The sequence below is a fragment of the Aureimonas flava genome, from assembly GCF_003583935.1.
Taxonomy (GTDB): Bacteria; Pseudomonadota; Alphaproteobacteria; order Rhizobiales; family Rhizobiaceae; genus Aureimonas; species Aureimonas flava.
Map to the genome: position 1 here is coordinate 135991 of NZ_QYRN01000003.1, position 23267 is coordinate 159257.

Below are 23267 nucleotides of genomic sequence, written 5' to 3' on the forward strand. Positions count from 1 at the left end.
GCGGATCCGACCGATGTTCTCCAATGTGGATCTTCAGAAACTGGTGTTCGGGCGCCTGACGCTCGACGCCATCCCCTATCACGATCCGATCCTGATCGTGACCTTCGCCGTGGTGGCGATCGGCGGCGCCGCCCTGCTCGGCGCCCTGACCTACTACCGGCTCTGGGGCTATCTCTGGAAGGAGTGGTTCACCACCGTCGATCACAAGAAGATCGGTATCATGTACTGCATCCTGGCAATCGTGATGCTGCTGCGCGGCTTCTCGGACGCCATCCTGATGCGCATCCAGCAGGCCATGGCCTTCGGCGCCAACGAGGGCTACCTGCCGCCGCACCACTACGACCAGATCTTCACCGCCCACGGCGTGATCATGATCTTCTTCGTGGCGATGCCCTTCATCACCGGCCTGATGAACTACGTCGTGCCGCTGCAGATCGGCACGCGCGACGTCGCCTTCCCCTTCCTGAACAACTTCTCGTTCTGGATGACGGTCGGCGGCGCGGTGATGGTGATGTTCTCGCTGTTCGTCGGCGAGTTCGCACGCACCGGCTGGCTCGCGATGCCGCCGCTGTCCGGCCCCGCCTATTCGCCGGGCGTCGGCGTCGACTACTACATCTGGGCACTGCAGATCGCCGGCGTCGGCACGCTCCTGTCGGGCATCAACCTGATCGTGACCATCGTGAAGATGCGCGCGCCGGGCATGACCATGATGAAGATGCCCGTCTTCACCTGGACCTCGCTGTGCACCAACGTCCTCATCGTCGCCGCCTTTCCGGTGCTGACGGCGGTGATGACGCTCCTGTCGCTGGATCGCTACGTCGGGACGAACTTCTTCTCGAACGACCTCGGCGGCAACCCGATGATGTACGTCAACCTCATCTGGATCTGGGGCCATCCGGAGGTCTACATCCTGATCCTGCCGGCCTTCGGCATCTTCTCCGAAGTGGTGTCGACCTATTCGTCGAAGCGCCTGTTCGGCTATGCCTCCATGGTCTACGCGACCGTGGTCATCACGATCCTGTCCTACCTCGTGTGGCTCCACCACTTCTTCACGATGGGCTCGGGCGCCAGCGTGAACTCGTTCTTCGGCATCACGACGATGATCATCTCGATCCCGACGGGCGCCAAGATCTTCAACTGGCTGTTCACGATGTATCGCGGGCGCATCCGCTTCGACGTGCCGATGCTCTGGACCATGGGCTTCATGGTCACGTTCGTGATCGGCGGCATGACCGGCGTGCTCCTCGCCGTGCCGCCCGCCGACTTCGTGCTCCACAACTCGCTGTTCCTGGTGGCGCACTTCCACAACGTCATCATCGGCGGCGTGCTGTTCGGGCTCTTCGCCGGCGTGAACTACTGGTTTCCGAAGGCCTTCGGCTTCCGGCTGGACGAGTTCTGGGGCAAGATGAGCTTCTGGTTCTGGCTCACCGGCTTCTGGTTCGCCTTCGCGCCGCTCTACGTGCTCGGCCTCATGGGCGTGACGCGCCGCGTCAACCACTTCGAGGACCCCTCGCTGCAGATCTGGTTCCTGATCGCCGCCTTCGGCGCCTTCCTAGTCGCCCTCGGCATCGCCTCGTTCCTGATCCAGATCTACGTGAGCATCAAGAACCGCGACAAGCTGCGCGACGTGACGGGCGACCCGTGGGGCGGCCGCACGCTGGAATGGGCGACCTCCTCGCCGCCGCCGGCCTACAACTTCGCCTTCACGCCGATGATCCACGACGGCGACGCGTGGTGGGACATGAAGCGGCGCGGCTACGCCCGTCCGCTCACCGGCTTCCGGCCGATCCACATGCCCAAGAACACGGGCGCCGGCGTCATCCTGTCGGCCCTGTCGGTGGCCTGCGGCTTCGCGCTGGTCTGGTACATCTGGTGGCTCGCCGCCCTGTCCTTCGCCGGCATCGTGGTCTACGCCATCGCGCACAGCTTCAACTACAAGCGCGACTACTACATCCCGGCCGACGAGGTCGCGCGGGCCGAACAGGAGCGCACGCAGCTCCTGGCGACGGCGAGGGTCTGAGACGATGGCGACTGCAAGCGCGATTTCCGCATCGGGCAAGCCCGACGAAGAGCTGAAGTTCTACGTCGCGGAGGAAGAGGGTCACGCCGAGGGCGGCACGCTGCTCGGGTTCTGGCTCTACCTGATGAGCGACTGCCTGATCTTTGCGGTGCTCTTCGCATGCTTCGGCGTCTACGGGCGCTCCTACGCGGCCGGTCCGTCCGGGGCCGACCTCTTCGATCTCGACCTCGTGGCGCTCTCCACCGCGCTCCTGCTCGTCTCCTCAATCACCTACGGCATGGCGATGCTGGCGATGGAGAAGGGAGCCAAGGGCGCGACGCTCGCCTGGCTCGCCGTCACCGGCGTCTTCGGCCTCGGCTTCCTCGGCGCCACGGCCTACGAGTTCCACCATCTGATCGAGATCGGCGCCGGGCCGCAGCGGTCGGCCTTCCTGTCGTCCTTCTTCGCGCTGGTCGGAACCCACGCGCTGCACGTCGCCTTCGGCGCGCTGTGGCTCGTGGTGCTGATGGTCCAGGTGGTCACCCACGGCCTGATGCCGGAGAACAAGCGCCGTCTCCTGTGCCTCTCCATGTTCTGGCACTTCCTGGACGTCGTCTGGATCGGCGTCTTCTCCTTCGTCTATCTGATGGGGTCGCTGGCATGAGCGAGAAGCATCACGGCGCCCAGGTCGAGGTCCTGCACGACCACCACGAGGCCGGCCACGGCAGCCTCAAGGGCTATCTTACCGGCTTCGTGCTGTCGGTGATCCTGACGGCCATTCCGTTCTGGCTGGTGATGGGGGGCGCCTTCGACAGCTCCCGCGTCACCGCCCTCCTCGTGATGGCCTTCGCCGCCGTGCAGATCGTCGTCCACATGGTCTACTTCCTGCACATGAACACGAAGTCGGAAGGCGGCTGGAACATGCTCGCCCTGATCTTCACCGTGGTGATCCTCGTGATCACCATCGCGGGTTCGCTGTGGGTCATGTACCACCTGAACACCAACATGATGCCGGCCATGCAGCACGACATGAGCCAGATGCCGTGACCCGTTCCCGGCGCCCTGCGCCGGGGCCGGACCGCACGCCGGACGCGGGGCGCCCGCGCGGCCGCCTGTCGCTGGCTCTTTTCGGCGCGGCTGGGCTTGTCGTGTTCGCCGTGCTGGTCGCGCTGGGGATCTGGCAGGTCCAGCGCCTCCATTGGAAGCTTGACCTGATCGCGCGGGTGGAAGCCCGCGTCGCCGCGCCGCCCGCGCCGCCCCCCTCCCCGGCGCAATGGGCGACCTTCGACGGCACGGCGGAGGAGTACCGCCGGGTGCGCCTCGACGGCCGCTTCCTGAACGACCGCGAGACCTTCGTGCAGGCGCTGACCGACCTCGGCGCCGGCTTCTGGGTCCTCACCCCGCTGGTGATGGCGGACGGCTCGACCGTCCTCGTCAATCGCGGCTTCGTGCCGCCGGATCGGCGCGATCCCGCCTCGCGCGCCGAGGGCCAGACGTCGGGTCCCGTCACGGTCACCGGCCTCCTGCGGCTCGACGAGCCGGGCGGCGGGTTCCTCCGGTCCAACGATCCCGCGAACGACCGCTGGTACTCGCGCGACGTCGCCGCCGTCGCGGCCGCGCGCGGCCTCGGCCCGGTCGCCCCGTTCTTCGTGGACGAAGCGGCGGGCGAGACGCCGGGCGGCTTTCCCGTGGGCGGGCTCACGGTCGTCTCGTTCCGCAACCACCACCTCGTCTACGCCCTCACCTGGTTCTCGCTGGCGGCGATGCTCGCCGGGGCCGGGGCATGGATCGCGCGCGACGAGCGCCGCCGACGCGCCGCGCCGCGGGCCGGGCGGAAGGCGCGATGAACGCGCCCCGCGATCCCGCCGAGCCCATGCAGCCGAGGACGCGGCTGGCGCGCATGCGCGCGCGCCTCGCCCACGGCGTGCCGCCCGAAGACCCCGCGGGCCGCAAGAACTTCCTGCTGCTGATCCAGCTCCGCTGGCTCGCGGCGGCCGGCCAGGTGGCCAGCATCGCGATCGTCTCGCTGTTTCTCGGCATCACCCTTCCCGTCGTCCCGATGGTCGGTGTGATCCTCGCGCTGGTGCTGCTCAACATCGCCAGCCACCTTCGCCTTCGCCTGCGCTTCGGCGTCAGCAATCTCGAGCTCTTCGCCGCCCTCCTGTTCGATGTCGCCGGCCTCACGGCGCAGCTCTATCTCAGCGGCGGTGCCACCAACCCCTTCACCTCGCTCTACCTTCTCCAGGTCACGCTCGGCGCGGTGCTTCTCAAGCCCTGGTCGTCGGTCGCGCTGGTGCTGCTCACCGTGATGTGCTTCGCGGAGCTGACGACCGCCTATCGCCCGCTCGCCTTCGTGGAGCAGGAAGGGCTCGGCCTGATGAGCCTCCACATCGTCGGCATGCTGGTGTGCTTCGCGCTGAACGCCGCGCTGCTCGTGGTCTTCGTCACCCGGATCAGCCACAACATCCGCGAGCGCGACACGCGCCTCGCCGACCTTCGACAACAGGCGGCGGAGGAGGACCACATCGTGCGCATGGGACTTCTGGCGTCGGGCGCGGCGCACGAGCTGGGCACGCCACTCTCCACCCTCTCGATCATCCTCGGCGACTGGCGCCGCATGCCGGCCCTGACCGCCAATCCCGAACTGACCGACGAGATCGAGGCGATGGAAGCCGAGGTCCGGCGCTGCAAGTCCATCGTCACGCATATCCTGATGTCGGCGGGCGAGGCGCGCGGCCTGGAGGCCGGGATGACCACGATGCACCGATTCCTGGACGGGCTGGCGGCCGACTGGCACGCGACGCGGCCGGGCGCGGGCCTGCGCTACGAGAACAGCTTCGACCGCGACATGCCGATCGTCTCGGAATCAACGCTGCGACAGGTCGTGTTCAACGTGCTCGACAACGCGTACGAGGTTTCGCCCGACCGGCTCCTGCTCCACGCCGCTCGCGTCGGCGACAAGCTGCGCCTGCGCATCGAGGATCGCGGGCCGGGCTTCGATCCGGCGATCCTCGGCGCGCTCGGCCGCCCCTACCAGTCCACCAAGGGCCGGCTCGGCGGCGGGCTGGGCCTGTTCCTCGTGTTCAACGTGGTGCGCAAGCTCGGCGGCAACGTGCGGGCCGAGAACCTGCCCGGCGGCGGCGCGGCGGTGGAGCTGACCCTGCCGCTGGATGCCCTGTCGATCGAGGAGGAGGGACGATGAGCGAGCGCCTTCTGGTGGTGGTGGACGACGACGAGGCCTTCGCCAAGACGCTCAAACGCTCGTTCGAGCGGCGCGGCTACGAGGTGGTGGTGGCGCCCGACGCGGAGACGCTGCGCACCCTTCTGGACGAGCGCACGCCGGGCTTCGCGGTGGTCGACCTGAAGCTTGCCGGCACGTCGGGCCTCGCATGCGTGGAGATGCTGCACGAGCACGACCCGGACGTGCTGATCGTGGTCCTGACGGGCTTTGCCAGCATCGCGACGGCCGTGGAGGCGATCAAGCTCGGCGCGTGCCACTATCTCGCCAAGCCGGCGAACACCGACGACATCGAAGCCGCGTTCGCACGCGGCGCGGGCGACGCCAACGTGCCGCTGACCAGCCGGCCGACCTCCATCAAGACGCTCGAATGGGAACGCATCCACGAGGTCCTGGTGGAAACCGACTTCAACATCTCCGAGGCCGCACGCCGTCTCGGCATGCATCGCCGGACCCTGGCGCGCAAGCTCGAGAAGCGGCCGATCAAGTGACGCGCGGCGCCGTGCGGGTTATGCACCGGCGCCGGGCGCCGAAGACCGGCGCGAAAGGCTCACACGAGGACGCCCGACGATGACGCGAGAAACCCGAGCCGAGATGCCCGCCGGGATCGAGGCGCTGCTGTTCGACCTCGACGGAACGCTGGTCCACACGGACCCCTTGCATTTCCTGGCGATGCGCGGGCTTCTGGAAGCGGAAGGCGTGGCGATCGACGACGCGACCTTCCAGGCCCATGTCTCCGGCCAGCCCAACGAGGCGATCGGGCGGCACTTCTTTCCCGAGCGCGGCCCGGCCGAGCATCGCGCCTTCATCGAACGCAAGGAGGCCCGCTTCCGCGAGCTCGCCGGGGCGCTGGTGCCTCTGGCCGGCGTCGTCGCCTTCATCGACCGCGCACGGGCGGAAGGCCTGCGCGTCGCCCTCGTGACCAACGCACCGCGCGCCAACGTCTCGCACATGCTGGAGGCGATCGGCCTCGCGGATCGGTTCGAGACGGTGATCTACGGCGACGAGCTGGCGCGCGGCAAACCGGACCCCCTGCCCTATCGGCTGGCGCTGGAGGCCTTCGGGCTCGCGCCCGATCGGGCGGTCGCCTTCGAGGACTCGCCGCCCGGCCTCGCGGCGGCCAAGGGCGCCGGCCTCTTCTGCGTCGGCATCGCCACCAGCCGTTCGCCCGAGGCCCTGAGGGCGGCGGGCGCCGACCTCGCGGTCGCGGACTTCGAGGACGCCTCGCTCCGGGCGCTCCCAATGGTGCGTCCGGAACGTCGCCGGCCGGACTGAGCCGGCCAACGAACGGCTAACCGTCAGGCGGCGCGCAGCGTCGCTGCCGGCTTCAGGTTCGCCTCGGTGATCGTGCGGTCGTCCTCCAGCGAGCGGACGGCGACGAGGCCCGCCTTCCCGAGCTCGCCGTGGTAGGCCCGCACCGCTTCGTCCGGCGTCAGCGCGCCGTCGGCGACCTCCCGCATCATCGCCACCATGGCGAGCGGTGATTCCGCGAGATTGATCTTGCGCCCGAACAGCGCGACGCGCGCGCCGTAACGCTCGGCCTGCGCGACCAGCTCGAACGTGTCGCGCGCCGTGCCGGCACCGCCGCCGAGCACGCCGACCACCAGAGTGGAGTCGAAGCTCGCCAGTTCCTCCAGCGCCTCCGGCCCGTTGTAGACGATCTTCAGGAACTCGGGCCTGTCCTCGCGCGAGACGCCGGCCAGCGAACGCAGGATGCAGTCGTTCATGTACTGGCCGAGCGCCTTGCGATCGAGATCCAAGGGCACGTTCGGATTGAACACCTCGTAGAAGTAGCGGAACTCGTTGGCGGCGGCTTCGCGGCGGAAGGCGGCGAAGGCCTCCAGCGACGCGACGTCCGCCGCGAGGTCGTTGTTGAAGGTCACCGAATACAGGCCGAGGTCGGTGCCCGTCACCGCTGCTCCCGGCTGCGGAACGGAACTGCCGTAGCGCACGCGCGACAGATCCGCCGTGCGGAAGGGCAGCGATGGCACCTGCGTGTAACGCTGGTGGCGTACGCCGCCCCAGCAGTCGGTGGTCTCGTTGGCGCGGATCGCCGGCTTCACCGCGCTGCCCTCGAAGGCGCCGCGCGCCTGGAGTTCGTCGAGGTTGGACACCGACACGAGCATGATGTCCACGACGTCCTGCCGGATGATCTCCTGGATCGCGTCGAGGAATTCCTGACGGGTGCGCCGCCGCCCCTGCGTGCCGTCGGGGTTGCGCAGGAACCCGGTTCCTCCGACGCCCGATCCCATGTCGCTGTCCTTGGCGTCGGCGATGATGAAGTCGGACCGGCGGTAGCGTCCGGCGCGAATGTTCTGAAGCTTCTGGTCCAATCGCAGCACGTCGCGGGCTCCTGTTCATGTCTGGCGGGAGGGCACGGGCGAAGGAAGCACGCACCGCGCGTATCGACCGAAGGAATAATCTCAATTTCGTTCATTGGAAATCGAAATCTTCCACCCACCCATACGTCCGATAGACGATGGTGAGGACACCTGCGCGTGCCATCGCGGATGAACGGAGATCCCTACGTCTACGGACTTCCGGATGGTCCATCGAGGACGCACCCGCAGCATGCAAATGCTGCACGACAATGACGTTTTGTGGTTGACGACCGGCGGAGACTGGCACGACCCTGGAAGAGATTGACATGCCGGGAAGGGCGTCGCTCATGTTCGATGTGCAACCGGGTCGGAATGTCGCCGGGAACTGGGAGGCCGCCTACGGCTCTCTGGCCCGGCGTCTGCCGGCCATCGCCCGAAGCGCGCCGCTGACGCTATGCGGCATGAGCGCCTGCGTGGACGCGCGGATCGAGCTGTCGGCCGCGCCCGCGCTGTGGAACGCCGACACCGGCGAGGCCGGCGCCTTCGCCGCGATGCTGCGCGACCGGGTCCGGCGCGGCGTCGGCGGCGAGGTCCGCGTGGAGTGGCCGGACGGCCCGGCCTGGCTCGCGGCGCACGTGCCGGCGCGATACGCGCTGGGCGGGGTCGGCCCGCAGGCGGGATGGGTGCTGACCACGCTCGGCGCTCCGGCGCTCGTCAACCTCGCGGACCGCAGCGCGCATATGCTCGCCTGCCTGCCGCCCGGCCTGCTGCTCGCCGAGGGCGAGCGGACGGTGCGTGCCCGCTCCGTTCAGCCGCGCGGAGAACGACGGCCCGACATCTACATCTTCGAGTACACGGCGGGGCGGCCGGTCGGCGACCTCGTGCCGAACCGCTCGTCGCGCATCATCGTGCGCTTCGGCGATCCGGGGCTGGAACGGGACGCGGCCTTCGACGGGCTGACGCCGCACCTCGCGCCCGAGGCCGGCGCGGGCCTCGTCGCCGGCTTCAACGGCGTCTCGGCGGGCGAGCTGGACGGCGAGCTCGATCGCGTCTTCCGGCTCACACACGGCTGGCTCGAGGCGGGTCTGCCCGGCGTGCACCTCGAGATGAGCACGTTCGAGGACGCCGGGCCGCGCGACCGAGTGCTGGAGGCCGCGCGCGGCGCCGTGACCTCGGTCGGCATGAGCCATTCGGAGATGCGCGACCTCGCGCCCGGCACCCCGGACGCCGACCTGCCGGCCGCCATGCGCGCGCTGGGCGAACGCCTGCGCCTGCGCCGCGTCTGCGTCCATGCCGATCATTGGGCGCTCACGCTGACGCGCGACGATCCGGCGGTGGAGCGCGAGGCGTTGATGGCGGGCTGCCTCGTCGCCAGCGCGCGCTCGCTGGCCGGACGTCCGGTGGAGCCGAACGGCGTGCCGGAGGGTGCCGCTTTCCTCCCGTGCCCCGTTCCCGATGCGCGGCTCGCGGGCGGCTGGTCGAGCGTCGCCGTGCCGAGCCCCTATCTCGCCTCCCCCGCCACCACGCTCGGCCTCGGCGACACGTTCACCGCCGGCTGCCTTCTGATCCTCGGCTCGGCCGGCGTCTCCGAGCGCCAGCGCATGCGCAGCCGGGCCTGACCCACGCCATCCAGGACCCGCCCCCATGTACAAGCAGAAGTCCGACCTGTCCGGCCGCGCCGCCTTCGTCACCGGGGGCGGACGCGGGATCGGCCTTTGCGCGGCCGAGGCGCTGCTGGAGCACGGCGCGCGTGTGGTGATCTCCGACCGGGATCCCGCCGTTCTGGAGGCGGGGCGCGCCGAGCTCGCCGGCAGGGGGTGGGAGGTCGACGCCGTGGTGCTCGACGTGACCGATTCCCACGCCGTCGCCCAGGCGGCGCGAGACGCGGACGCGCGGCACGGCGGCATCGACATCCTGATCGCCAATGCCGGGATCGCCTGGCCCGACACGCCAGGCGAGAGCATGCCCGACGAGGTCTGGCACAAGGTGGTCGATGTGGACCTCAACGGCTGCTACTGGTGCTGCCGCGAGTTCGGCCGGGCGATGCTGGAGCGCGGGCGCGGCGCCATCGTCACGGTGGGCTCGATGTCCGGCGTGATCTCCAACAAGCCCCAACGGCAGGTCCACTACAACGCGGCGAAGGCGGGCGTGCACCACATGACGCGCTCGCTCGCCGGCGAATGGGCCGCGCGCGGGGTGCGCGTCAACGCCGTCGCGCCGACCTACGTGGACACGGCGATGTCGCGCGGCGGCTTCACCGACGACGCGCTGATGCCGACCTGGATGGAGTTCACCCCGATGAAGCGTCCGGCGCGCGCCGACGAGATCGCGTCCGCGATCCTGTTCCTGGCCACCGACGCCTCCAGCGCCATGACCGGTTCGATCGTCGCGGTGGATTGCGGCTACACCATTTGGTAACCACGGTTCACACAACCCGGACGGTCGGCCCGGGCCGGATGCGACGCCAGCCGACAGGATCATCCATGGACGCTCCCACCAAACGCGTCGAGATCATTCCCGCCAAACGGCGCGCGATGATCCTCGACTATCTGAGGCGCAGCGGGACGGCCTCGATCGGCGAGCTGACCGAGGCGATCGGTGGCTCGCAATCCACGATCAGGCGCGATCTGGAGCAGCTCACCGAAGGCGGCTACCTCGAGCGCACGCACGGCGGCGCCCTTCTCGTGCCGCCCCTGCGCGCGACCTTCGAGCGCGAACCCGCCCTCAACGCGCACTACCAGCACCGGCAGAAGGCGGCGATCGGCCAGGAGGCGACCTCCCGTCTCAAGGGCGGCGAGAGCGTCATCTTCGATTCCAGCTCCACGGTGATCGAGGTCGTGCGCGCCACCGCCCTGCGCCGCATCCCGCTCACCGTCGTCACCAACAACATCGAAATCGCACGCATCGGCTCGAGCGTGCCGGAATGGCGGGTGATCGTCACCGGCGGCACGCTGCGGCCGGGGTCCGACATCCTTCTCGGCAATCCCGGCGAACCCTTCTTCGAGACGATCCACGCCGATGTTTGCTTCACCGGCGCCTATGCCGTGACGGGGCCGCTCCTGACCGACGCGTCCATGGAGATCGCCTCGATCAAGCGCGCCATGATCCGTTCGGCCCGCCGCACCGTGCTCCTGGTCGACAGCACCAAGTTCCAGGCTCCGGCCTTCTGCACCTTCGCCCAGCTCGGGCAGGTCTCCGAGGTCGTCACCGACGCAGGCATCGACCCGGAGATCGCCGCCGGCATCCGCGCGAGCGGCCCGGAGCTGACCGTGGTGCCGGTGCCGGACTAGCCACGCGCCGGAACGCGGCCGAACGAGCGCCGCGCGGCGCACAGAGACGGGACACGTCGCATGGACCGCATGGGGATCGGCATCATCGGTTGCGGCAACATCGCGGCGACCTACCTGCGCAACGCGCGCCTGTTCGGCGACGTCGCGCTGGTGGCCTGCGCAGACCGCGAGCCCGCCGCGGCGGAGCGGCGCGCCGCCGAGTTCGGCCTTCGGGCGATGAGCATGGAGGCCCTTCTCGCCGCGCCCGACGTGGCGCTCGTCCTCAACCTCACCGTACCCTCGGCCCACCACGAGATCACCGAGGCAGCGCTCGCCGCTGGCAAGCATGTCTTCACCGAGAAGCCGCTCGGCGTCACCCTCGCCGAAGGGCGGGCGCTGGTGGACGAGGCCGAGCGGCGGGGCCTCGCGCTCGGCTCGGCGCCCGACACGTTCCTGGGGGCGGCCGGGCGCCGGGCGCGCGCGATGGTGGATGCCGGCGCGATCGGCCGACCGGTGCTCGGCACGGCGTTCATGATGGGGCGCGGCATGGAGCACTGGCACCCCAATCCCCAGTTCTACTACCAGCCCGGAGGGGGTCCGGTACTCGACATGGGCCCGTACTACCTGACCATGCTGGTCAACCTCCTCGGCCCCGTCGTGCGCGTCGGCGCCGTCGCGCGCACCGGCGAGGCCGAGCGGCTCGTCACCGCCGAGGGACCGTTCCACGGCACCCGCTTTCCCGTCGGCACGCCGACCAGCCTCCTGTCGCTCCTGGAATTCTCGGGCGGCGCGGCCGTCACCTTCGGCGCATCCTGGGACGTCTTTCGGCATTCCAACCATCCGATCGAGCTGCATGGCACGAAGGGCTCGCTGCGCCTGCCGGATCCCGACACGTTCGGCGGCGACGTCTCGCTGTCCGCGAACGGCGCTCCCTGGCAGGAGCACCCGAGCGAGCCCGACCGCTTCGGCGAGCCGAACTGGCCCGTCGACGCGCCCCGGCTCGCCAACTACCGCATGCTCGGCGTCGCCGATCTCGTCCGTTCGATCCGCGAAGGTCGCGAGCCCCGCGCCTCGGGCCGCCTCGCGCTCCACGTGCTGGAGGTCATGGAAGCGATCCTTCGGGCCGGCGAGACGGGCGAGCCGGTGGCGATCGGCGGCGGCGTGAACCGGCCCGCCGCGCTCGGCGAGGAGGAGGCCGCCCTCCTCCTCGCGCGGGAGGCCGCATGACGCTCGATCCGCAGGCCGCCAAGGTGCTGGCTCTCGGCGAGGCGGCCGACGCACCGCCCTTCGAGGCCGGAACCGCCGCCGAGGCGCGCCGCGCCTACCGCGCGTCCTATCTCGCGTTGCGCGGGGCGCTGGAACCCGTGGCGAGCACGCAGGAGCGATCGTTCCGGGGACCGGGAGGAGCGATCGCGATGCGCGTCCATCGCGGCTACGGCGCGCCGGACACCGCGGCGCCCGCCCTTCTCTACCTGCACGGCGGCGGCTGGGTGATCGGCGATCTCGATTCCCACGACGACATCTGCCGCTGGTTCGCCAACGCGGCGCGCTGCGTGGTCGTCTGCCCGGACTATCGTCTGGCGCCGGAGCATCCGTTTCCGGCCGCGATCGAGGATGCCGCCGCGACGCTGGCCCATCTCCACGCCTGCGCCGACGAGCACGGCCTCGACGCCGGTCGCATCGCCGTGGCGGGCGACAGCGCGGGCGGCAACCTCGCGGCCGTGCTGGCGCTCATGGCGCGCGACGCGACGGTGCCACCCCTCGAAGCGCAGCTCCTCCTCTATCCCAACACGGACGCGCGCCAAACCGCCGACAGCTACCGACGCTTCGCGAACGGCTTCGGTCTCACCAGCCGAACCATGCGCTGGTTCCGCGATCAGTACGTGCGCGACGCGGACGACATCGCCGACTGGCGCGTCTCGCCGCTCCTCGCCGAAAGCCTCTCGGGCGCGCCGCCCGCCTTCGTGCTCGTGGCGGGCCAGGACATCCTCGCCGACGAAGGCGCGGCCTATGCCGAGCGGCTCCGGGCGGCCGGCGTGCCGCTCGTGCTGAGCCGCCGGGCGGACCAGATCCACGGCTTCGCTTCCGCCGGACGCTACATCGACGCCGCGCGCCAATCGGTTCTGGAAGCGGCGCGCGCCTGGACCGAGCTGCGGCCTCACGCGGCCCGCTGAGGCGCGGATTGCCGCAAAGCCCTTCCCGAAACGCCAGTCCTTCCGTATGTCGGCAATGTGAACGGATCGAACGGTGCGCGGTGGCGGTTGCCGCTCCGCGCACATGGGCACGACGGAATCGAAAGGGTGGAGCCTGTAAGGATGGACCGGAAGTTCATCGCGAAGGGCCTGGAAGCGGCGACGATGGAAGAGGTCGACCCCATCATCACGATCCTGCGGCTCGTCGAGGAGGAAGACGACGGCACCGCGATCGCGCGCCGCTTCTTCGAGCATCACCCGGAACTCGATCGCGCAGCCTTCCTGGAAGCCTGCTCGGTCGCGCTCGACATCATCGGGCTGAAACCCTCCCAGCTTCACTGAGACTGGACGCGGGGTCTGGCAAGACGGACGACGGGTGCGAAGCCGGGCGGATGGGACGCCGGGCCCCGCCCCGCTTCCTGTCTTGCAGGCGCCGCTATAACGGCCGTTCGTTGCGGGAGGATGACAGCCGCTTCCGCCTCAACGATGGTCGTCCCGCTCCGTCCCGGGAGCGACGAGGCGCCCCTCCTCGGCCTTGTGGTGGTACTGGCTCGCCACCAGCCATCCCTTGAGCGGGCGCAGCGGCAGGATGCAGGTGAGGAGCAGGAACGGCAGGGACACGAAGACGTGGACCCAGGGGGACGGCTCGAAGGCCACCTCCAGCCAGACCGCGAAGAGCACGGCCGGGACGCAGCCGAAGCAGACCACGAAGAAGGCCGGTCCGTCCGCCGGGTCGGCGAAGGAATAGTCGAGGCCGCAGCGGTCGCACCGCTCCGCCAGCGACAGGAACCCCTTGAACAGCCGTCCCTCTCCGCAGCGCGGGCAGCGACCGCGAATGCCGACCTTCCAAGGCTCCAGCCTCGGGGTGGCGGGGTGATGCGTCATGGCGTGCGTTCCCTTGCCGCTCGATCGTCTGCCCTCTCCATATAGACGCCGGCGGCGGCGGGGCAGCGCGCGGTGCCTGGGCAAAGTGTCCAGGCGGGGGAACGCGCCGGACCCTCGCCCGGTTGAATGGAACCGTTCCAGCCTGGAGACGCCTCGATGCGCCACGACGTTCTCGCCCTCGCCGATCTTCCCGCGGACGGTCTCGCCGAGGTCTCCGTGGGCGAGCTGAAGATTCTGCTCGCGCGCGATGGCGACAGGGTGCTCGCGACCGGCGCGACCTGCACCCACAAGGGCGCGCCGCTCAAGAACGGCCGGCGCGTCGGCAACCGGGTCATCTGCCCCTGGCACCACGCGATCTTCGACCTCGAGACGGGCGACCATCGGGAACCGCCGGGCAAGGGATGCCTGTCGCGCTTCTCGGCCGCCGTGGAGAACGGCCGGGTGCTGGTGGAGGTGCCCGAGGACGCGCGCGCCCATCGCCCGGAGGTCGATGCCCCGAGCCGCGAGAGCCGCAGTGAGCGCGTCTTCGCCATCGTCGGCGGCGGTGCGGCGGGGCTTGCCTGCGCGGAGGAGCTCGCGCGGCGCGGCTTCGGCGGCCGGATCGTCCTGTTCCTGCCCGAGCGCGAGCCGCCCTACGACCGAACGGACCTGTCCAAGGCCTATCTCCAGGGCAAGAAGACGGACGACGCCCTGGCGCTCCAGCCGCCTGAGGCGCTGGAGGCGCTGGGTTTCGAGCGGGTGGAGACGGCGGTGGAGCGGATCGACGCCGCCGCCCGGCGTATCCATTTGGCGAACGGCGAGACGCTCGACTACGACCGATGCTTCGCCGCGCCCGGCAGCGGCGCGGTGCCGCTCGACATGGCGGGCGCGGACGCCGAGAACGTCGTCTCGCTGCGAAGCCACGACGACGCGCGCCGGCTCAAGCCGCTCGCCGACAAGGCCCGGAAGGTCGTGGTGATCGGATCCGGCTTCATCGGGATGGAGGTGGCGGCCAGTCTCGTCTCGCCCGAACGCTCGGTCACCGTCGTCTCGCGCGCCGAGTTGCCGTTCGCCAAGCAGTTCGGCGACGACGTGGCGCGCCAGCTTCTCGCCACCCACCGCGCCAAGGGCGTCGACGTGCGCACCAGCACGGACCTCGCGGCCCTGGAAACCGAGGCGGGCCGCGTCGTGGCCGTGCGCTTCGAGGACGGGAGCCGATGCGAGGCCGACCTCGTGATCGCGGCGCTCGGCGCGGCGCCGCGCGCGGATCTTCTCGCGGGGGTCGAGCGGGCGGGAAAGGGCGTGAAGGTGGACGCGACGCTCAAGGCCGCCGAAGGGCTCTATGCCGGCGGCGACATCGCGGCCTTTCCCCTGGCGGCGACCGGCGAGAGCGCGCGGATCGAGCACTGGCGCGTGGCCGAGCAGCACGGACGGCACGCCGCCGGCGCGATGCTGGGCGACGAGGCGCCGTTTGCCGGCATCCCCTTCTTCTGGACAGCGCAGCACGGGCGGCTGAGCTATGTCGGCCATGCCGAGACCTTCGACGCCGTGCATGTCGAAGGGTCGCTGGCCGACAACTCCTACACCGCCTTCTACGTGAAGGACGGTCGCGTCCTGGCCGGGCTGGGGCTTGGAAAGGGAGACAGGACCCCGGCGCTCCATGCGCTGATGCTCGGCGACCCGGCGCCGGAGAGCGCGCGGCTGGAAGCGGCCGGATGGGACCCGGCGGCGCTGCTGCAGCCGCGCTGACCATCCGTCATCGCACGACGGTGCGGGTCTCCATGCGGTCCAGCCGCCGTTCCAGGTTCTCCTGCCGGATCATCGACGGCAGGAGGAAGAGGTCGATGATCTGCCCGATGCCGAAGATGCCGACCGTCAGCAGCCAGAGCAGCCCGGTCCACGGCCGGCCGAGGTAGAAGCGGTGCAGTCCGCAGAGGCCGATCAGGCCGCAAAGCCAGAGGACGAAGGCGGCGGGGCCGGATTTCATGGTCGGTTCTCCTGTTGGCACTGCACCGGAACATGGAGACCGGCGGCCCCGGTTTCGAGGGCGGTCAGCGACCGCGCTTGAACGAGCCGAGGATGCCGCGCATGATCGCCGTGGTCACGGTCGAGGCGACCGTGCGCCCCACCTGCTTCATCACCGTCTCGGCCACCGTCTGGCGCTGGTAGCCGGACCGCGTGGCGACACGCGGCGCGCTTCGGCGCACCGGGCGCTGCGGCGCGGCCTCCTCCTCGTCCTCGCGCGGCTCCGGGGCGAGCCCGTCCCAGGGTCCGCGCGGCTCGGCGGAGCGGCGGGCGGCCGCCTCGGCCCGGTCGCGCCCGGACTCGCGGCGGCGTCGGAGCGCGGCGTCCGCCTCCGCACGGGCCGCTTCCTCGTGCCGTAGCTCGGCCTCCGCCCGTCCGGTCAGCATCTCATAGGCGGATTCGCGGTCCACCGCCGTGTCGTATCGCCCGGCCACGGGGCTGGAGCGCATGAGCCCGGCCCGCTCGTCGGCCGTGATCGGCCCGACACGCCCGGCCGGCGGCCGGATCTTCACCCGCTGCACCATGCCGGGCGCGCCGTCCTCGCCCAGCACCGAAACCAGCGCCTCGCCGGTGCCGAGCTCGGTGATGGCGGTCGCGCAGTCGAAGGCGGGGTTGGGGCGGAAGGTCTCGGCCGCCGTGCGCACCGCCTTCTGCTCGCGCGGGCTGTAGGCGCGCAGCGCGTGCTGAATGCGGTTGCCGAGCTGGGCCAGCACCTTCTCCGGCAGATCGAGCGGGTTCTGCGTGACGAAGAACACGCCGACGCCCTTGGAGCGGATCAGCCGCACGACCTGCTCCACCCGATCCACCAGAGCCTTCGGCGCGTCGTCGAACAGGAGGTGGGCCTCGTCGAAGAAGAAGACGAGCTTGGGCCGGTCGATGTCGCCGACCTCGGGAAGCGTCTCGAACAGCTCGGACAGGAGCCACAGGAGGAACGTCGCGTAGAGCCGAGGGCTGCGCATCAGCTCGTCCGCCGCCAGGACGCTGACGACGCCCCGCCCCTCGCGGTCGTGGCGCATGATGTCGTCGATGCCGAGCGCCGGCTCGCCGAAGAAGCCGTCGCCGCCCTGCGTTTCCAGCACCAGAAGCTGGCGCTGGATGGCGCCGACCGTGGCCTTGGCGACGTTGCCGTAGAGCCGCGAGATCTCGTCGGCGCGGTCGAGCACGTGCGCCAGCATCGCCTGGAGGTCCTTGAGGTCGAGCAGCAGCAGCCCTTCCTCGTCGGCGATGCGGAAGGCGATGTTCAGAACGCCCTCCTGCGCCTCCGTCAGGTCCATGAGCCGCGACAGGAGGAGCGGGCCCATCTCCGAGACCGTGGTGCGCACCGGGTGGCCCTGGCGGCCGAACAGGTCCCAGAAGACCGTGGGGAAGAAGTCGTTGTACCAAGGGTCGAGGCCGATCTCGGCGGCGCGCTTGGCGAAGGCGTCGCGCGGCTCGCCGCGCACCGAAAGGCCCGACAGGTCGCCCTTGATGTCCGCGCAGAAGACCGGAACCCCGGCGTCCGAGAAGCCCTCCGCCAGAACCTGGAGGGTCACCGTCTTGCCGGTGCCGGTCGCCCCCGTCACGAGCCCGTGGCGGTTGGCGTGGCGCAGGTCGAGATATTGCGCCGCCGGCCCATCGGCCGCCGCGATCCCGCCGAGGTAGATGCGACCGTCTTCGAGCATGATTCGGCTCCCAACCCGTCCTGGACGGTGGACGATACCGCCTCGCGCCCGCCCGCGTCGATTCCGGCGGCCAGGGGGTGGAGAGCGATTGCGCGCGACCGGCAGACTTGCCATCCTCCGCGCGGATCACGCCGCGGCGCGGTGTGCGCATGGGAACAGCAAGGCAGATGAACGAACTCTGGAACCGCATCGCCGCTTCGGCCGATACCGACGCCGAAACCGCCAAGGTCGCGGTCGGGCACATCCTCTCCTACATGCGTTCGGAAAGCTCGGACCCCGCCGTGGAGCGGATGATCGAGGAAACGCCCGGCGCGACGGAGGCGGTCTCGGCGGCCGGCGAGACGGACTTCTCCGGCGGCATCATGGCGCTGGGCGCCAAGCTGATGGGCCTCGGCCTCGACATGGGCCAGATCCGCTCGGCGGCCGAGGAGCTCGTGGCCTATTCCAAGTCCACCTGCGGCGAGGACACGGTGAACCAGGCGATCCACTCGGTGCCGGCGCTCGCGCCCTTCGTCTGACGGCGTGTCCGGGCTGCCATAGGCGACGCCCGCCCGCACCGTCCCATGAAGCCCGGACTTGCCTTTCGGCGCGGTCCGGGCTTTGGCTCGCGCCCAAGCGAAGAAGTCGCGGCCCCGAGCCGCGTTCGCGTTCCAGCGAGGACGACGCCCATGATCGACGCCTACACGGTCTTCGGTTCGCAGGTCCGGCGCCATGCGCGGATCAACCCCGACGAGCTGCCGCCCGAGGCGGTGTGGATCGATCTGCGCAATCCGACCCGGGAAGAGGAACGGGCGGTCGAGGGCCTGTGCGGCATCGAGGTGCCGACGCGCGAGGAGATGCGCGAGATCGAGGTCTCGAGCCGCCTCTACTCGGAGGACGGCGGCGACTTCATGACCGCCTCGCTGGTCTACGGGCTGGACGAGGGGCGGCCGGACTTCGGTCCCGTCACCTTCATCCTCGTCGGCCAACGGCTCGTCACGCTGCGCTACACCGAGCCCCGCTCGTTCCAGATCTATTCCAACAAGCTCTGCCGCGGCGAAAGCATCGAGGACGGCGGCGCGCCGAGCGCGCCCCGCGCCCTGCTCTACGGGCCGCCTCCCGCCCCGCCCAAGCCGTCCCGCATGCGCGGGCCGAGCGCCGATTCCATCGCCGTCGGCCTCCTGGAGACGGTGATCGACCGCATGGCCGACCTTCTGGAATCGATCGCAGCCGACCTCGACCGGATCGGCGCCGACATCTTCCGCTCGTCCAGCGACAACACGCCCACCGCCACCTCCGACTTCAAGGAGCTGCTGCAGCGGCTGGGTGCTGCGGGCGACCTGTCGTCCCGGACGCGGGAAAGCCTCGCCACCCTCGACCGGCTCCTGCCCTTCCTCCAGTTCGTGATGGACCGGCGCAAGCCTCAGAAGGAGCTGAAGATGCGCGTCAAGGCGATGGCGCGAGACATTTCATCGCTCAACGACTTCGTGTCCTTTCTGTCGAACAAGACCACGTTCCTGCTCGACACCACGGTCGGCATGATCTCGATCGAGCAGAACGCCATCATCAAGATCTTCTCGGTGGCGGCCGTCGGCTTCATGCCGCCCACCCTGGTCGCCTCGATCTACGGCATGAACTTCGTGCACATGCCCGAGCTCAACTGGACCTTCGGCTACCCGCTCGCCATTCTGCTGATGGTGCTCACGGCGGTCTTCCCGCTCCTGTTCTTCCGCTACAAGAAATGGCTCTGACGGCGCGTCGCTGGCATCATAGGCCGGTGGCGCGGATCTCGCCCACCGCCGTCCCCTCCCAGTTGCGCAGCGTGGTGCGCGACAGCGCGTCGTAGCGCTCGGCCAGGGCCGCATCGTGCGGGCGCCAGATGCGCGCGAGCACGGCGGCCACCGTGGCTTCCGCGGCGCGCGTCGCCCCGTCGTCGATCTTGAGCGCGAAGCCGAGGCCGAGTTCGGGCACCGCGCCGCAGAAGACGCCCTCCGCCCCCGTCTTGGCGAACACACGGCCGGGCGCCGCCTCCATCAGCGAGACGCAGGCGCGGCGCGTTCCCGCCATCAGCCAGGGCTCGGCCATGCAGGCCGCCATGAGGCGCTGCCCCGCGGCCGCGCGACCGCCGTCCACCCGCTGCCCCGACGCGAGCCGCGCGAAGCCTTCGGCGAAGCTGCGGAGCGGCGCGGCATAGGTCGGAATGGAGCAGCCGTCGATGCCGGCCGGCTGGTCGTCGCCGGGCCGGGTTCGCGTGAGATCGGCAAGGACGTCGCGCACCCGCCGCTGCACCGGATGCGCGGCCGCGACGTAGCCGCGAGGATCCTCACCCTGGTGGACCGCGGTGCACAGGAAGCCGGCATGCTTGCCGGAGCAGTTGTTGTGAAGCTGGTTCGGCTCTTCGCCCGCCCGCGCCAGCGTCAAAGCCACCCGCTGCTCGAACGGCCAGTGGCAGCCGCATTCGAGATGGGTCTCGCCGAGCCCCGCCTTGGCCAGGACGGCCGCCGCGCGCTCGACATGGCCGGGCTCCCCCGAATGCGACGCGCAGGCGAGCGACAGGTCCGCGACATCCAGTCCCAGGGCGTCGGCCGCACCCTTCTCGATCAGCGGGATGGCCTGGAACACCTTCACCGCCGAACGCGGGAACACCGGGCGTTCGACCTCGCCGCCGAGAAGCACCGCCGTCCCCGCACCGTCGCACACCGCGACATGCGCCAGGTGCCGGCTCTCCACGGCATTGCCGCGCGTCGTCTCGATCACGATATCCGTGCTCATGCCTGAAGGTTCCTGCCGGTCCGATCCGCGATGGGCGAGACCTACCATGCCCGTCCCGCGCCCGTCACCGGAGCCTCGATGATCCTTCTGCGCACGCTGCTTCTCGGCATTCTCCTCGTCTTCCTGCTGCCCGCCGGGCTGTCGGTCCTGTTCTGGGAGCTCGGCGAGCATCCGGGTTCCTGGCGCGAGGCGGACTGGAGCTCGGCCGCGATCGTGCCCGCCGCCACCGCCGAGGACACGGCAGCGGTCTATGTGCTGGCCGCGCGCACCGGGGGCCTCAAGGGCGCGCTCTCCGAGCACTCGTGGATCGTCCTCAAGCCCCGCGGCGCCGCGCGCTACGAGCGGTTCGACAAGGTCGGCTGGGGATCGCCGATCCGGCGCAACGGCTACGCGGCGGACGGACGCTGGTATTCCAACACGCCGCGCGTCGTCGCGAGGCTGGAGGGCGAGGCGGCCGAACGCGCGATCCCCAAGGTGCGCGCGGCGATCGAAAGCTACCCGTTCGCCACGCGCGGCGGCTATCGGATCTTTCCCGGACCCAATTCCAACAGCTTCGTCGCCCACGTGCTGCGCGCCGTGCCGGACCTCGGCGCCGTGCTGCCGCCGGCGGCCGTCGGGCGCGACTTCCCGGTCGACGGGCGGCTCGTCACGCTGGACGCGGAGGCGCGCGAGCTGCGAGCCTCGCTGTTCGGCTATGCGGGCCTCGCCATCGGCGCCCGCAGCGGCCTTGAGCTTCAGTTCCTCGGCCTCGTCGCCGGGATCGATCCGTTCCGAGGGCTGCTCAAGGTTCCGGGCTTCGGCAGCCTGTCCGTCTTCGGTTGAGGACACGCGGGCCCGCATTCCCTGCCCGGCGGAATTTTGCTAGCCGAGAGCGGGGCGCACGAGGAAACGCGCCCGGAGGGAGACGGCGATGTTCTTGAGTTGCGGCGACAACCTGTTCGACCTGTTCGCCGACAGCGAGGCGGCCGATGTCTCCCATATCGCGCTGAACGGCCGCATCGGCGGATCGGCGCTCAACGTGGCGCTGGGCCTTGCCCGGCTCGGCCACCGCTCGGCCTTCTTCTCCAAGGTCTCGAGCGACCTGTTCGGGCAGCGCATCAAGGCGTTCATGGACCGCGAGGGCATCGATCGGCGCCTCCTGATCGATACCGACCGCAACACGACCCTTGCCATGGTTTCCCTGTCGGGCAACGGCACGCCGCGCTACGACTTCTATATCGAGGGCACGGCGGATCGCTCGATCGAGCCGTCGGAGATTCCGGCCGCCCTGCCCGACGAACTTGCGGCGATCCATCTGGCAGGCTCCTACTCCACGGTGGCCGAGCCGACCGCGAGTGCCCTGGCCAGACTGGCGGCCCAGGAACACGGCCGCCGGTTCATCTCCTACGACCCGAACATCCGTGCCTCGGTCGTTCCCGATCTCGACGTCTGGCGCTCGCGCATCGGCGCCACCGTTCCCTACGCGACCATGGTCAAGGCGAGCGAGGAGGACCTCGAGCAGGTCTACCCCGGCCGCAGCGCGGAAAGCGTGCTGGCGGGCTGGCTGGAGGCGGGTGCCTCGCTGGCCGTCGTCACGCTGGGCGACAAGGGCGCCCTGGCGATGACGCGGGGCGGCGCGCGTGCCAGCGCGCCGGGATTGTCGATAACCGTGGCCGATACGGTGGGCGCGGGCGACACGTTCCAGGCGACGCTGCTGGCACGTCTCTTCGAGGCAGGACGACTGTCGGCCGACGGGGTCGCAGACCTCGACGAAGGCGATCTCTCCGAGGTTCTGACCTTCGCCGTGCGGGCGGCCGCCCTCACCTGCTCGCGGCGCGGCGCCGACCTTCCCCGCCGCGCCGACCTCGGCCTTCCGCCGCTCGGCTGAGCCGCGAGGGTTCGAACCACGAAGCGTGGGGGGGCCTGCAAGCCGCATCGCGGGACGCATCCGGACGCTGCCAAACTCGACCTCAGCGCAAAGAAAAACCCGCCGGCCCGAATGGGCGGCGGGTTTTTCCGTTTCCGGCGATCGGAGGACCGTTGCCGGTCCTCCGGTGCCCGCTTCTTAGTTGAAGCGGAACGAAGCCTTGGCCCACACGGTGTGGAAGTCCAGGTCGTCGTTCGAGGTCGCGGTGAACGGCTGCTGGGCGCCAGCGGCGTCCACGTAGGTGACCGTGGTGTCGGTCGAGCCGAGGTCGGTGTAGAGGTACTCGAGGCCGAGCGAGAGGTTCGGCGTGACGAGGTAGTCCACACCGGCGCCGACGGCGTAGCCGACGTCGTCCGAGTTGGAGTCGACCGTCGGCGTGAAGCCGGCGAGGCTGCCCGTCAGCGTGCCCGGCGCGAAGAACTTCACGTCGGTGTCGGCGTAGGCGAGACCACCCGTGGCGTACACGGCGAAGCGGTCAGCCGCGATACCGGCCTTGGCGCGGACGGTGCCCACGAAGTTGATGTCCGAGGACAGGCCGAACGTGTCGGTGCCGAGCGAGTAGGTCGAGGTCGACGAGGCGTCGATGTAGTTGATGTCGGCAACCGCACCGATGATGAAGTTGTTGATCTGGTAGTCGTAGCCGACGTGCACGCCGCCGATGAAGGCCGCGTCGCTGCTGTCCGACGAACCGCCCGTGAAGGCCGTGGTCGTGGTGGTGCCGGTGGCCGGGTTGTAGCGGACGTCGCCGGCATCGCGGTTGAAGGCCACGCCAGCCTGGCCACCGACGTAGAAGCCGGTCCAGGAATAGGCCGGGGCCATCTCGACCACGGCCGGAGCAGCGGGCTCCTCATAGACGACGTCGGCAGCGAGGGCCGGGGTGACGAAGGCCGTGGAGGCCAGGAGAAGGGCGAAACGCTTCATGTCGATACTCCAGTGTCGCCGTGGCGACGTTTCTTGCGACGGACTTTCGGTCCGAAAGGCGGGACCCGGTTTCGTCCGGGCTTGAGGCGATTTAGGGTCCGACCCCCTGCCGAGGCAATG

The 23267-nt window shown here is 70.0% G+C and carries 24 protein-coding genes; 18 read left to right on the forward strand and 6 right to left on the reverse strand.

Translation table 11 applies throughout. The annotated features are described in order from the left end of the window. The first annotated feature begins 13 nt into the window (after window positions 1-13). The 7 genes from cyoB (at window position 14) to D3218_RS06315 (ending at window position 6512) form a co-directional block, all read left to right on the forward strand. Complete coding sequence (gene cyoB, locus D3218_RS06285) at window positions 14-2020, forward strand: cytochrome o ubiquinol oxidase subunit I (RefSeq protein ID WP_119539067.1); 2007 nt, start codon at window positions 14-16, stop codon at window positions 2018-2020. Between the two features lie 4 nt (window positions 2021-2024). Further along, window positions 2025-2663: a cytochrome o ubiquinol oxidase subunit III gene (gene cyoC / locus D3218_RS06290; protein ID WP_119539068.1), complete on the forward strand. Its 639-nt coding sequence runs from the start codon at window positions 2025-2027 to the stop codon at window positions 2661-2663. Then, window positions 2660-3046, forward strand: a complete 387-nt coding sequence (cyoD, locus tag D3218_RS06295; protein ID WP_119539069.1) for a cytochrome o ubiquinol oxidase subunit IV — start codon at window positions 2660-2662, stop codon at window positions 3044-3046. The genes cyoC and cyoD overlap by 4 nt, the downstream gene beginning before the upstream one ends. Then, the gene (locus D3218_RS06300; RefSeq protein WP_425359292.1) at window positions 3043-3846 is read left to right on the forward strand and encodes an SURF1 family protein; all 804 of its coding nucleotides are present in this window, start codon (window positions 3043-3045) and stop codon (window positions 3844-3846) included. The genes cyoD and D3218_RS06300 overlap by 4 nt, the downstream gene beginning before the upstream one ends. Next, window positions 3843-5201, forward strand: a complete 1359-nt coding sequence (locus tag D3218_RS06305; protein WP_245414941.1) for an ATP-binding protein — start codon at window positions 3843-3845, stop codon at window positions 5199-5201. Before D3218_RS06300 ends, D3218_RS06305 begins: the two co-directional genes overlap by 4 nt. Further along, on the forward strand, window positions 5198-5728 hold the full coding sequence (locus tag D3218_RS06310; RefSeq protein WP_119539070.1) for a response regulator transcription factor: 531 nt from the start codon (window positions 5198-5200) through the stop codon (window positions 5726-5728). Before D3218_RS06305 ends, D3218_RS06310 begins: the two co-directional genes overlap by 4 nt. A 79-nt stretch (window positions 5729-5807) precedes the next feature. Beyond that, window positions 5808-6512, forward strand: coding sequence for an HAD family hydrolase (locus D3218_RS06315; RefSeq protein WP_210209645.1), 705 nt, complete (start codon window positions 5808-5810; stop codon window positions 6510-6512). 23 nt (window positions 6513-6535) lie between these two features. On the opposite strand, the gene D3218_RS06320 is transcribed toward D3218_RS06315, so the two are convergent. After that, the gene (locus D3218_RS06320; RefSeq protein WP_119539072.1) at window positions 6536-7579 is read right to left on the reverse strand and encodes a hypothetical protein; all 1044 of its coding nucleotides are present in this window, start codon (window positions 7577-7579) and stop codon (window positions 6536-6538) included. A gap of 326 nt (window positions 7580-7905) precedes the next feature. Here D3218_RS06320 and D3218_RS06325 point away from each other — a divergent pair, with 326 nt between their 5' ends. From D3218_RS06325 to D3218_RS06350, 6 genes are all read left to right on the forward strand, one after another. Beyond that, the gene (locus D3218_RS06325) at window positions 7906-9177 is read left to right on the forward strand and encodes an ADP-dependent glucokinase/phosphofructokinase (protein ID WP_168990425.1); all 1272 of its coding nucleotides are present in this window, start codon (window positions 7906-7908) and stop codon (window positions 9175-9177) included. A 25-nt stretch (window positions 9178-9202) separates the two neighbouring features. Beyond that, the gene (locus D3218_RS06330) at window positions 9203-9976 is read left to right on the forward strand and encodes an SDR family NAD(P)-dependent oxidoreductase (protein ID WP_119539074.1); all 774 of its coding nucleotides are present in this window, start codon (window positions 9203-9205) and stop codon (window positions 9974-9976) included. 65 nt (window positions 9977-10041) lie between these two features. Beyond that, entirely contained in the window at window positions 10042-10848 is an 807-nt protein-coding gene (locus tag D3218_RS06335) for a DeoR/GlpR family DNA-binding transcription regulator (protein ID WP_119539075.1), read from the forward strand. A 60-nt stretch (window positions 10849-10908) separates the two neighbouring features. Further along, window positions 10909-12054 carry a Gfo/Idh/MocA family protein gene (locus D3218_RS06340; RefSeq protein ID WP_119539076.1) on the forward strand — a complete coding sequence of 382 codons (1146 nt, stop codon included), beginning with the start codon at window positions 10909-10911 and terminating at the stop codon, window positions 12052-12054. Beyond that, complete coding sequence (locus D3218_RS06345) at window positions 12051-13001, forward strand: alpha/beta hydrolase (protein WP_119539077.1); 951 nt, start codon at window positions 12051-12053, stop codon at window positions 12999-13001. Before D3218_RS06340 ends, D3218_RS06345 begins: the two co-directional genes overlap by 4 nt. A gap of 141 nt (window positions 13002-13142) precedes the next feature. After that, window positions 13143-13361, forward strand: coding sequence for a hypothetical protein (locus D3218_RS06350; RefSeq protein WP_119539078.1), 219 nt, complete (start codon window positions 13143-13145; stop codon window positions 13359-13361). Window positions 13362-13499: 138 nt separating this feature from the next. Here D3218_RS06350 and D3218_RS06355 read toward each other — a convergent pair whose 3' ends face one another. Further along, on the reverse strand, window positions 13500-13904 hold the full coding sequence (locus tag D3218_RS06355) for a DUF983 domain-containing protein (RefSeq protein ID WP_119539079.1): 405 nt from the start codon (window positions 13902-13904) through the stop codon (window positions 13500-13502). A gap of 156 nt (window positions 13905-14060) precedes the next feature. On the opposite strand from D3218_RS06355, the gene D3218_RS06360 reads away from it, so the two are divergent. Beyond that, window positions 14061-15632, forward strand: a complete 1572-nt coding sequence (locus D3218_RS06360; RefSeq protein ID WP_119539080.1) for an FAD-dependent oxidoreductase — start codon at window positions 14061-14063, stop codon at window positions 15630-15632. Window positions 15633-15639: 7 nt separating this feature from the next. On the opposite strand, the gene D3218_RS06365 is transcribed toward D3218_RS06360, so the two are convergent. Together D3218_RS06365 and D3218_RS06370 are read right to left on the reverse strand one after the other, a co-directional pair. Further along, on the reverse strand, window positions 15640-15870 hold the full coding sequence (locus tag D3218_RS06365; RefSeq protein WP_119539081.1) for a TM2 domain-containing protein: 231 nt from the start codon (window positions 15868-15870) through the stop codon (window positions 15640-15642). 64 nt (window positions 15871-15934) lie between these two features. After that, a complete protein-coding gene (locus D3218_RS06370; protein ID WP_119539082.1) occupies window positions 15935-17569 on the reverse strand; it encodes a helicase HerA-like domain-containing protein in 1635 nt (544 codons plus the stop codon). 167 nt (window positions 17570-17736) lie between these two features. On the opposite strand from D3218_RS06370, the gene D3218_RS06375 reads away from it, so the two are divergent. Both D3218_RS06375 and D3218_RS06380 read left to right on the forward strand, forming a co-directional pair. Next, complete coding sequence (locus D3218_RS06375; RefSeq protein WP_119539083.1) at window positions 17737-18087, forward strand: DUF2267 domain-containing protein; 351 nt, start codon at window positions 17737-17739, stop codon at window positions 18085-18087. A gap of 150 nt (window positions 18088-18237) precedes the next feature. Then, entirely contained in the window at window positions 18238-19299 is a 1062-nt protein-coding gene (locus D3218_RS06380; protein WP_119539084.1) for a magnesium transporter CorA family protein, read from the forward strand. Window positions 19300-19315: 16 nt separating this feature from the next. On the opposite strand, the gene D3218_RS06385 is transcribed toward D3218_RS06380, so the two are convergent. After that, window positions 19316-20320, reverse strand: a complete 1005-nt coding sequence (locus D3218_RS06385) for an asparaginase (RefSeq protein WP_119539085.1) — start codon at window positions 20318-20320, stop codon at window positions 19316-19318. Between the two features lie 78 nt (window positions 20321-20398). Between D3218_RS06385 and D3218_RS06390 the strand changes: the two genes are divergently transcribed. Together D3218_RS06390 and D3218_RS06395 are read left to right on the forward strand one after the other, a co-directional pair. Continuing rightward, window positions 20399-21142 (forward strand): DUF3750 domain-containing protein, encoded by a 744-nt coding sequence (locus tag D3218_RS06390; RefSeq protein WP_119539314.1) that lies wholly within the window; start codon window positions 20399-20401, stop codon window positions 21140-21142. An 88-nt stretch (window positions 21143-21230) separates the two neighbouring features. After that, window positions 21231-22187 carry a carbohydrate kinase family protein gene (locus D3218_RS06395; protein WP_119539086.1) on the forward strand — a complete coding sequence of 319 codons (957 nt, stop codon included), beginning with the start codon at window positions 21231-21233 and terminating at the stop codon, window positions 22185-22187. Window positions 22188-22364: 177 nt separating this feature from the next. On the opposite strand, the gene D3218_RS06400 is transcribed toward D3218_RS06395, so the two are convergent. Continuing rightward, window positions 22365-23147: an outer membrane protein gene (locus D3218_RS06400; protein WP_119539087.1), complete on the reverse strand. Its 783-nt coding sequence runs from the start codon at window positions 23145-23147 to the stop codon at window positions 22365-22367. Between the last annotated feature and the right edge of the window lie 120 nt (window positions 23148-23267).

Excerpts from the sequence above, each read along its gene's own strand:
- D3218_RS06340 (WP_119539076.1), top strand. The coding sequence starts at position 10,909 with ATGGACCGCATGGGGATCGGCATCATCGGTTGCGGCAACATCGCGGCG.
- D3218_RS06335 (WP_119539075.1), top strand. The coding sequence starts at position 10,042 with ATGGACGCTCCCACCAAACGCGTCGAGATCATTCCCGCCAAACGGCGC.
- D3218_RS06355 (WP_119539079.1), bottom strand. The coding sequence starts at position 13,904 with ATGACGCATCACCCCGCCACCCCGAGGCTGGAGCCTTGGAAGGTCGGC.
- D3218_RS06400 (WP_119539087.1), bottom strand. The coding sequence starts at position 23,147 with ATGAAGCGTTTCGCCCTTCTCCTGGCCTCCACGGCCTTCGTCACCCCG.
- cyoC (WP_119539068.1), top strand. The coding sequence starts at position 2,025 with ATGGCGACTGCAAGCGCGATTTCCGCATCGGGCAAGCCCGACGAAGAG.
- D3218_RS06330 (WP_119539074.1), top strand. The coding sequence starts at position 9,203 with ATGTACAAGCAGAAGTCCGACCTGTCCGGCCGCGCCGCCTTCGTCACC.
- D3218_RS06310 (WP_119539070.1), top strand. The coding sequence starts at position 5,198 with ATGAGCGAGCGCCTTCTGGTGGTGGTGGACGACGACGAGGCCTTCGCC.
- D3218_RS06315 (WP_210209645.1), top strand. The coding sequence starts at position 5,808 with ATGACGCGAGAAACCCGAGCCGAGATGCCCGCCGGGATCGAGGCGCTG.
- D3218_RS06395 (WP_119539086.1), top strand. The coding sequence starts at position 21,231 with ATGTTCTTGAGTTGCGGCGACAACCTGTTCGACCTGTTCGCCGACAGC.
- D3218_RS06385 (WP_119539085.1), bottom strand. The coding sequence starts at position 20,320 with ATGAGCACGGATATCGTGATCGAGACGACGCGCGGCAATGCCGTGGAG.
- D3218_RS06370 (WP_119539082.1), bottom strand. The coding sequence starts at position 17,569 with ATGCTCGAAGACGGTCGCATCTACCTCGGCGGGATCGCGGCGGCCGAT.
- D3218_RS06365 (WP_119539081.1), bottom strand. The coding sequence starts at position 15,870 with ATGAAATCCGGCCCCGCCGCCTTCGTCCTCTGGCTTTGCGGCCTGATC.
- D3218_RS06390 (WP_119539314.1), top strand. The coding sequence starts at position 20,399 with ATGATCCTTCTGCGCACGCTGCTTCTCGGCATTCTCCTCGTCTTCCTG.
- D3218_RS06325 (WP_168990425.1), top strand. The coding sequence starts at position 7,906 with ATGTTCGATGTGCAACCGGGTCGGAATGTCGCCGGGAACTGGGAGGCC.
- D3218_RS06305 (WP_245414941.1), top strand. The coding sequence starts at position 3,843 with ATGAACGCGCCCCGCGATCCCGCCGAGCCCATGCAGCCGAGGACGCGG.
- cyoB (WP_119539067.1), top strand. The coding sequence starts at position 14 with ATGTTCTCCAATGTGGATCTTCAGAAACTGGTGTTCGGGCGCCTGACG.
- D3218_RS06375 (WP_119539083.1), top strand. The coding sequence starts at position 17,737 with ATGAACGAACTCTGGAACCGCATCGCCGCTTCGGCCGATACCGACGCC.
- D3218_RS06360 (WP_119539080.1), top strand. The coding sequence starts at position 14,061 with ATGCGCCACGACGTTCTCGCCCTCGCCGATCTTCCCGCGGACGGTCTC.
- D3218_RS06380 (WP_119539084.1), top strand. The coding sequence starts at position 18,238 with ATGATCGACGCCTACACGGTCTTCGGTTCGCAGGTCCGGCGCCATGCG.
- cyoD (WP_119539069.1), top strand. The coding sequence starts at position 2,660 with ATGAGCGAGAAGCATCACGGCGCCCAGGTCGAGGTCCTGCACGACCAC.
- D3218_RS06350 (WP_119539078.1), top strand. The coding sequence starts at position 13,143 with ATGGACCGGAAGTTCATCGCGAAGGGCCTGGAAGCGGCGACGATGGAA.
- D3218_RS06345 (WP_119539077.1), top strand. The coding sequence starts at position 12,051 with ATGACGCTCGATCCGCAGGCCGCCAAGGTGCTGGCTCTCGGCGAGGCG.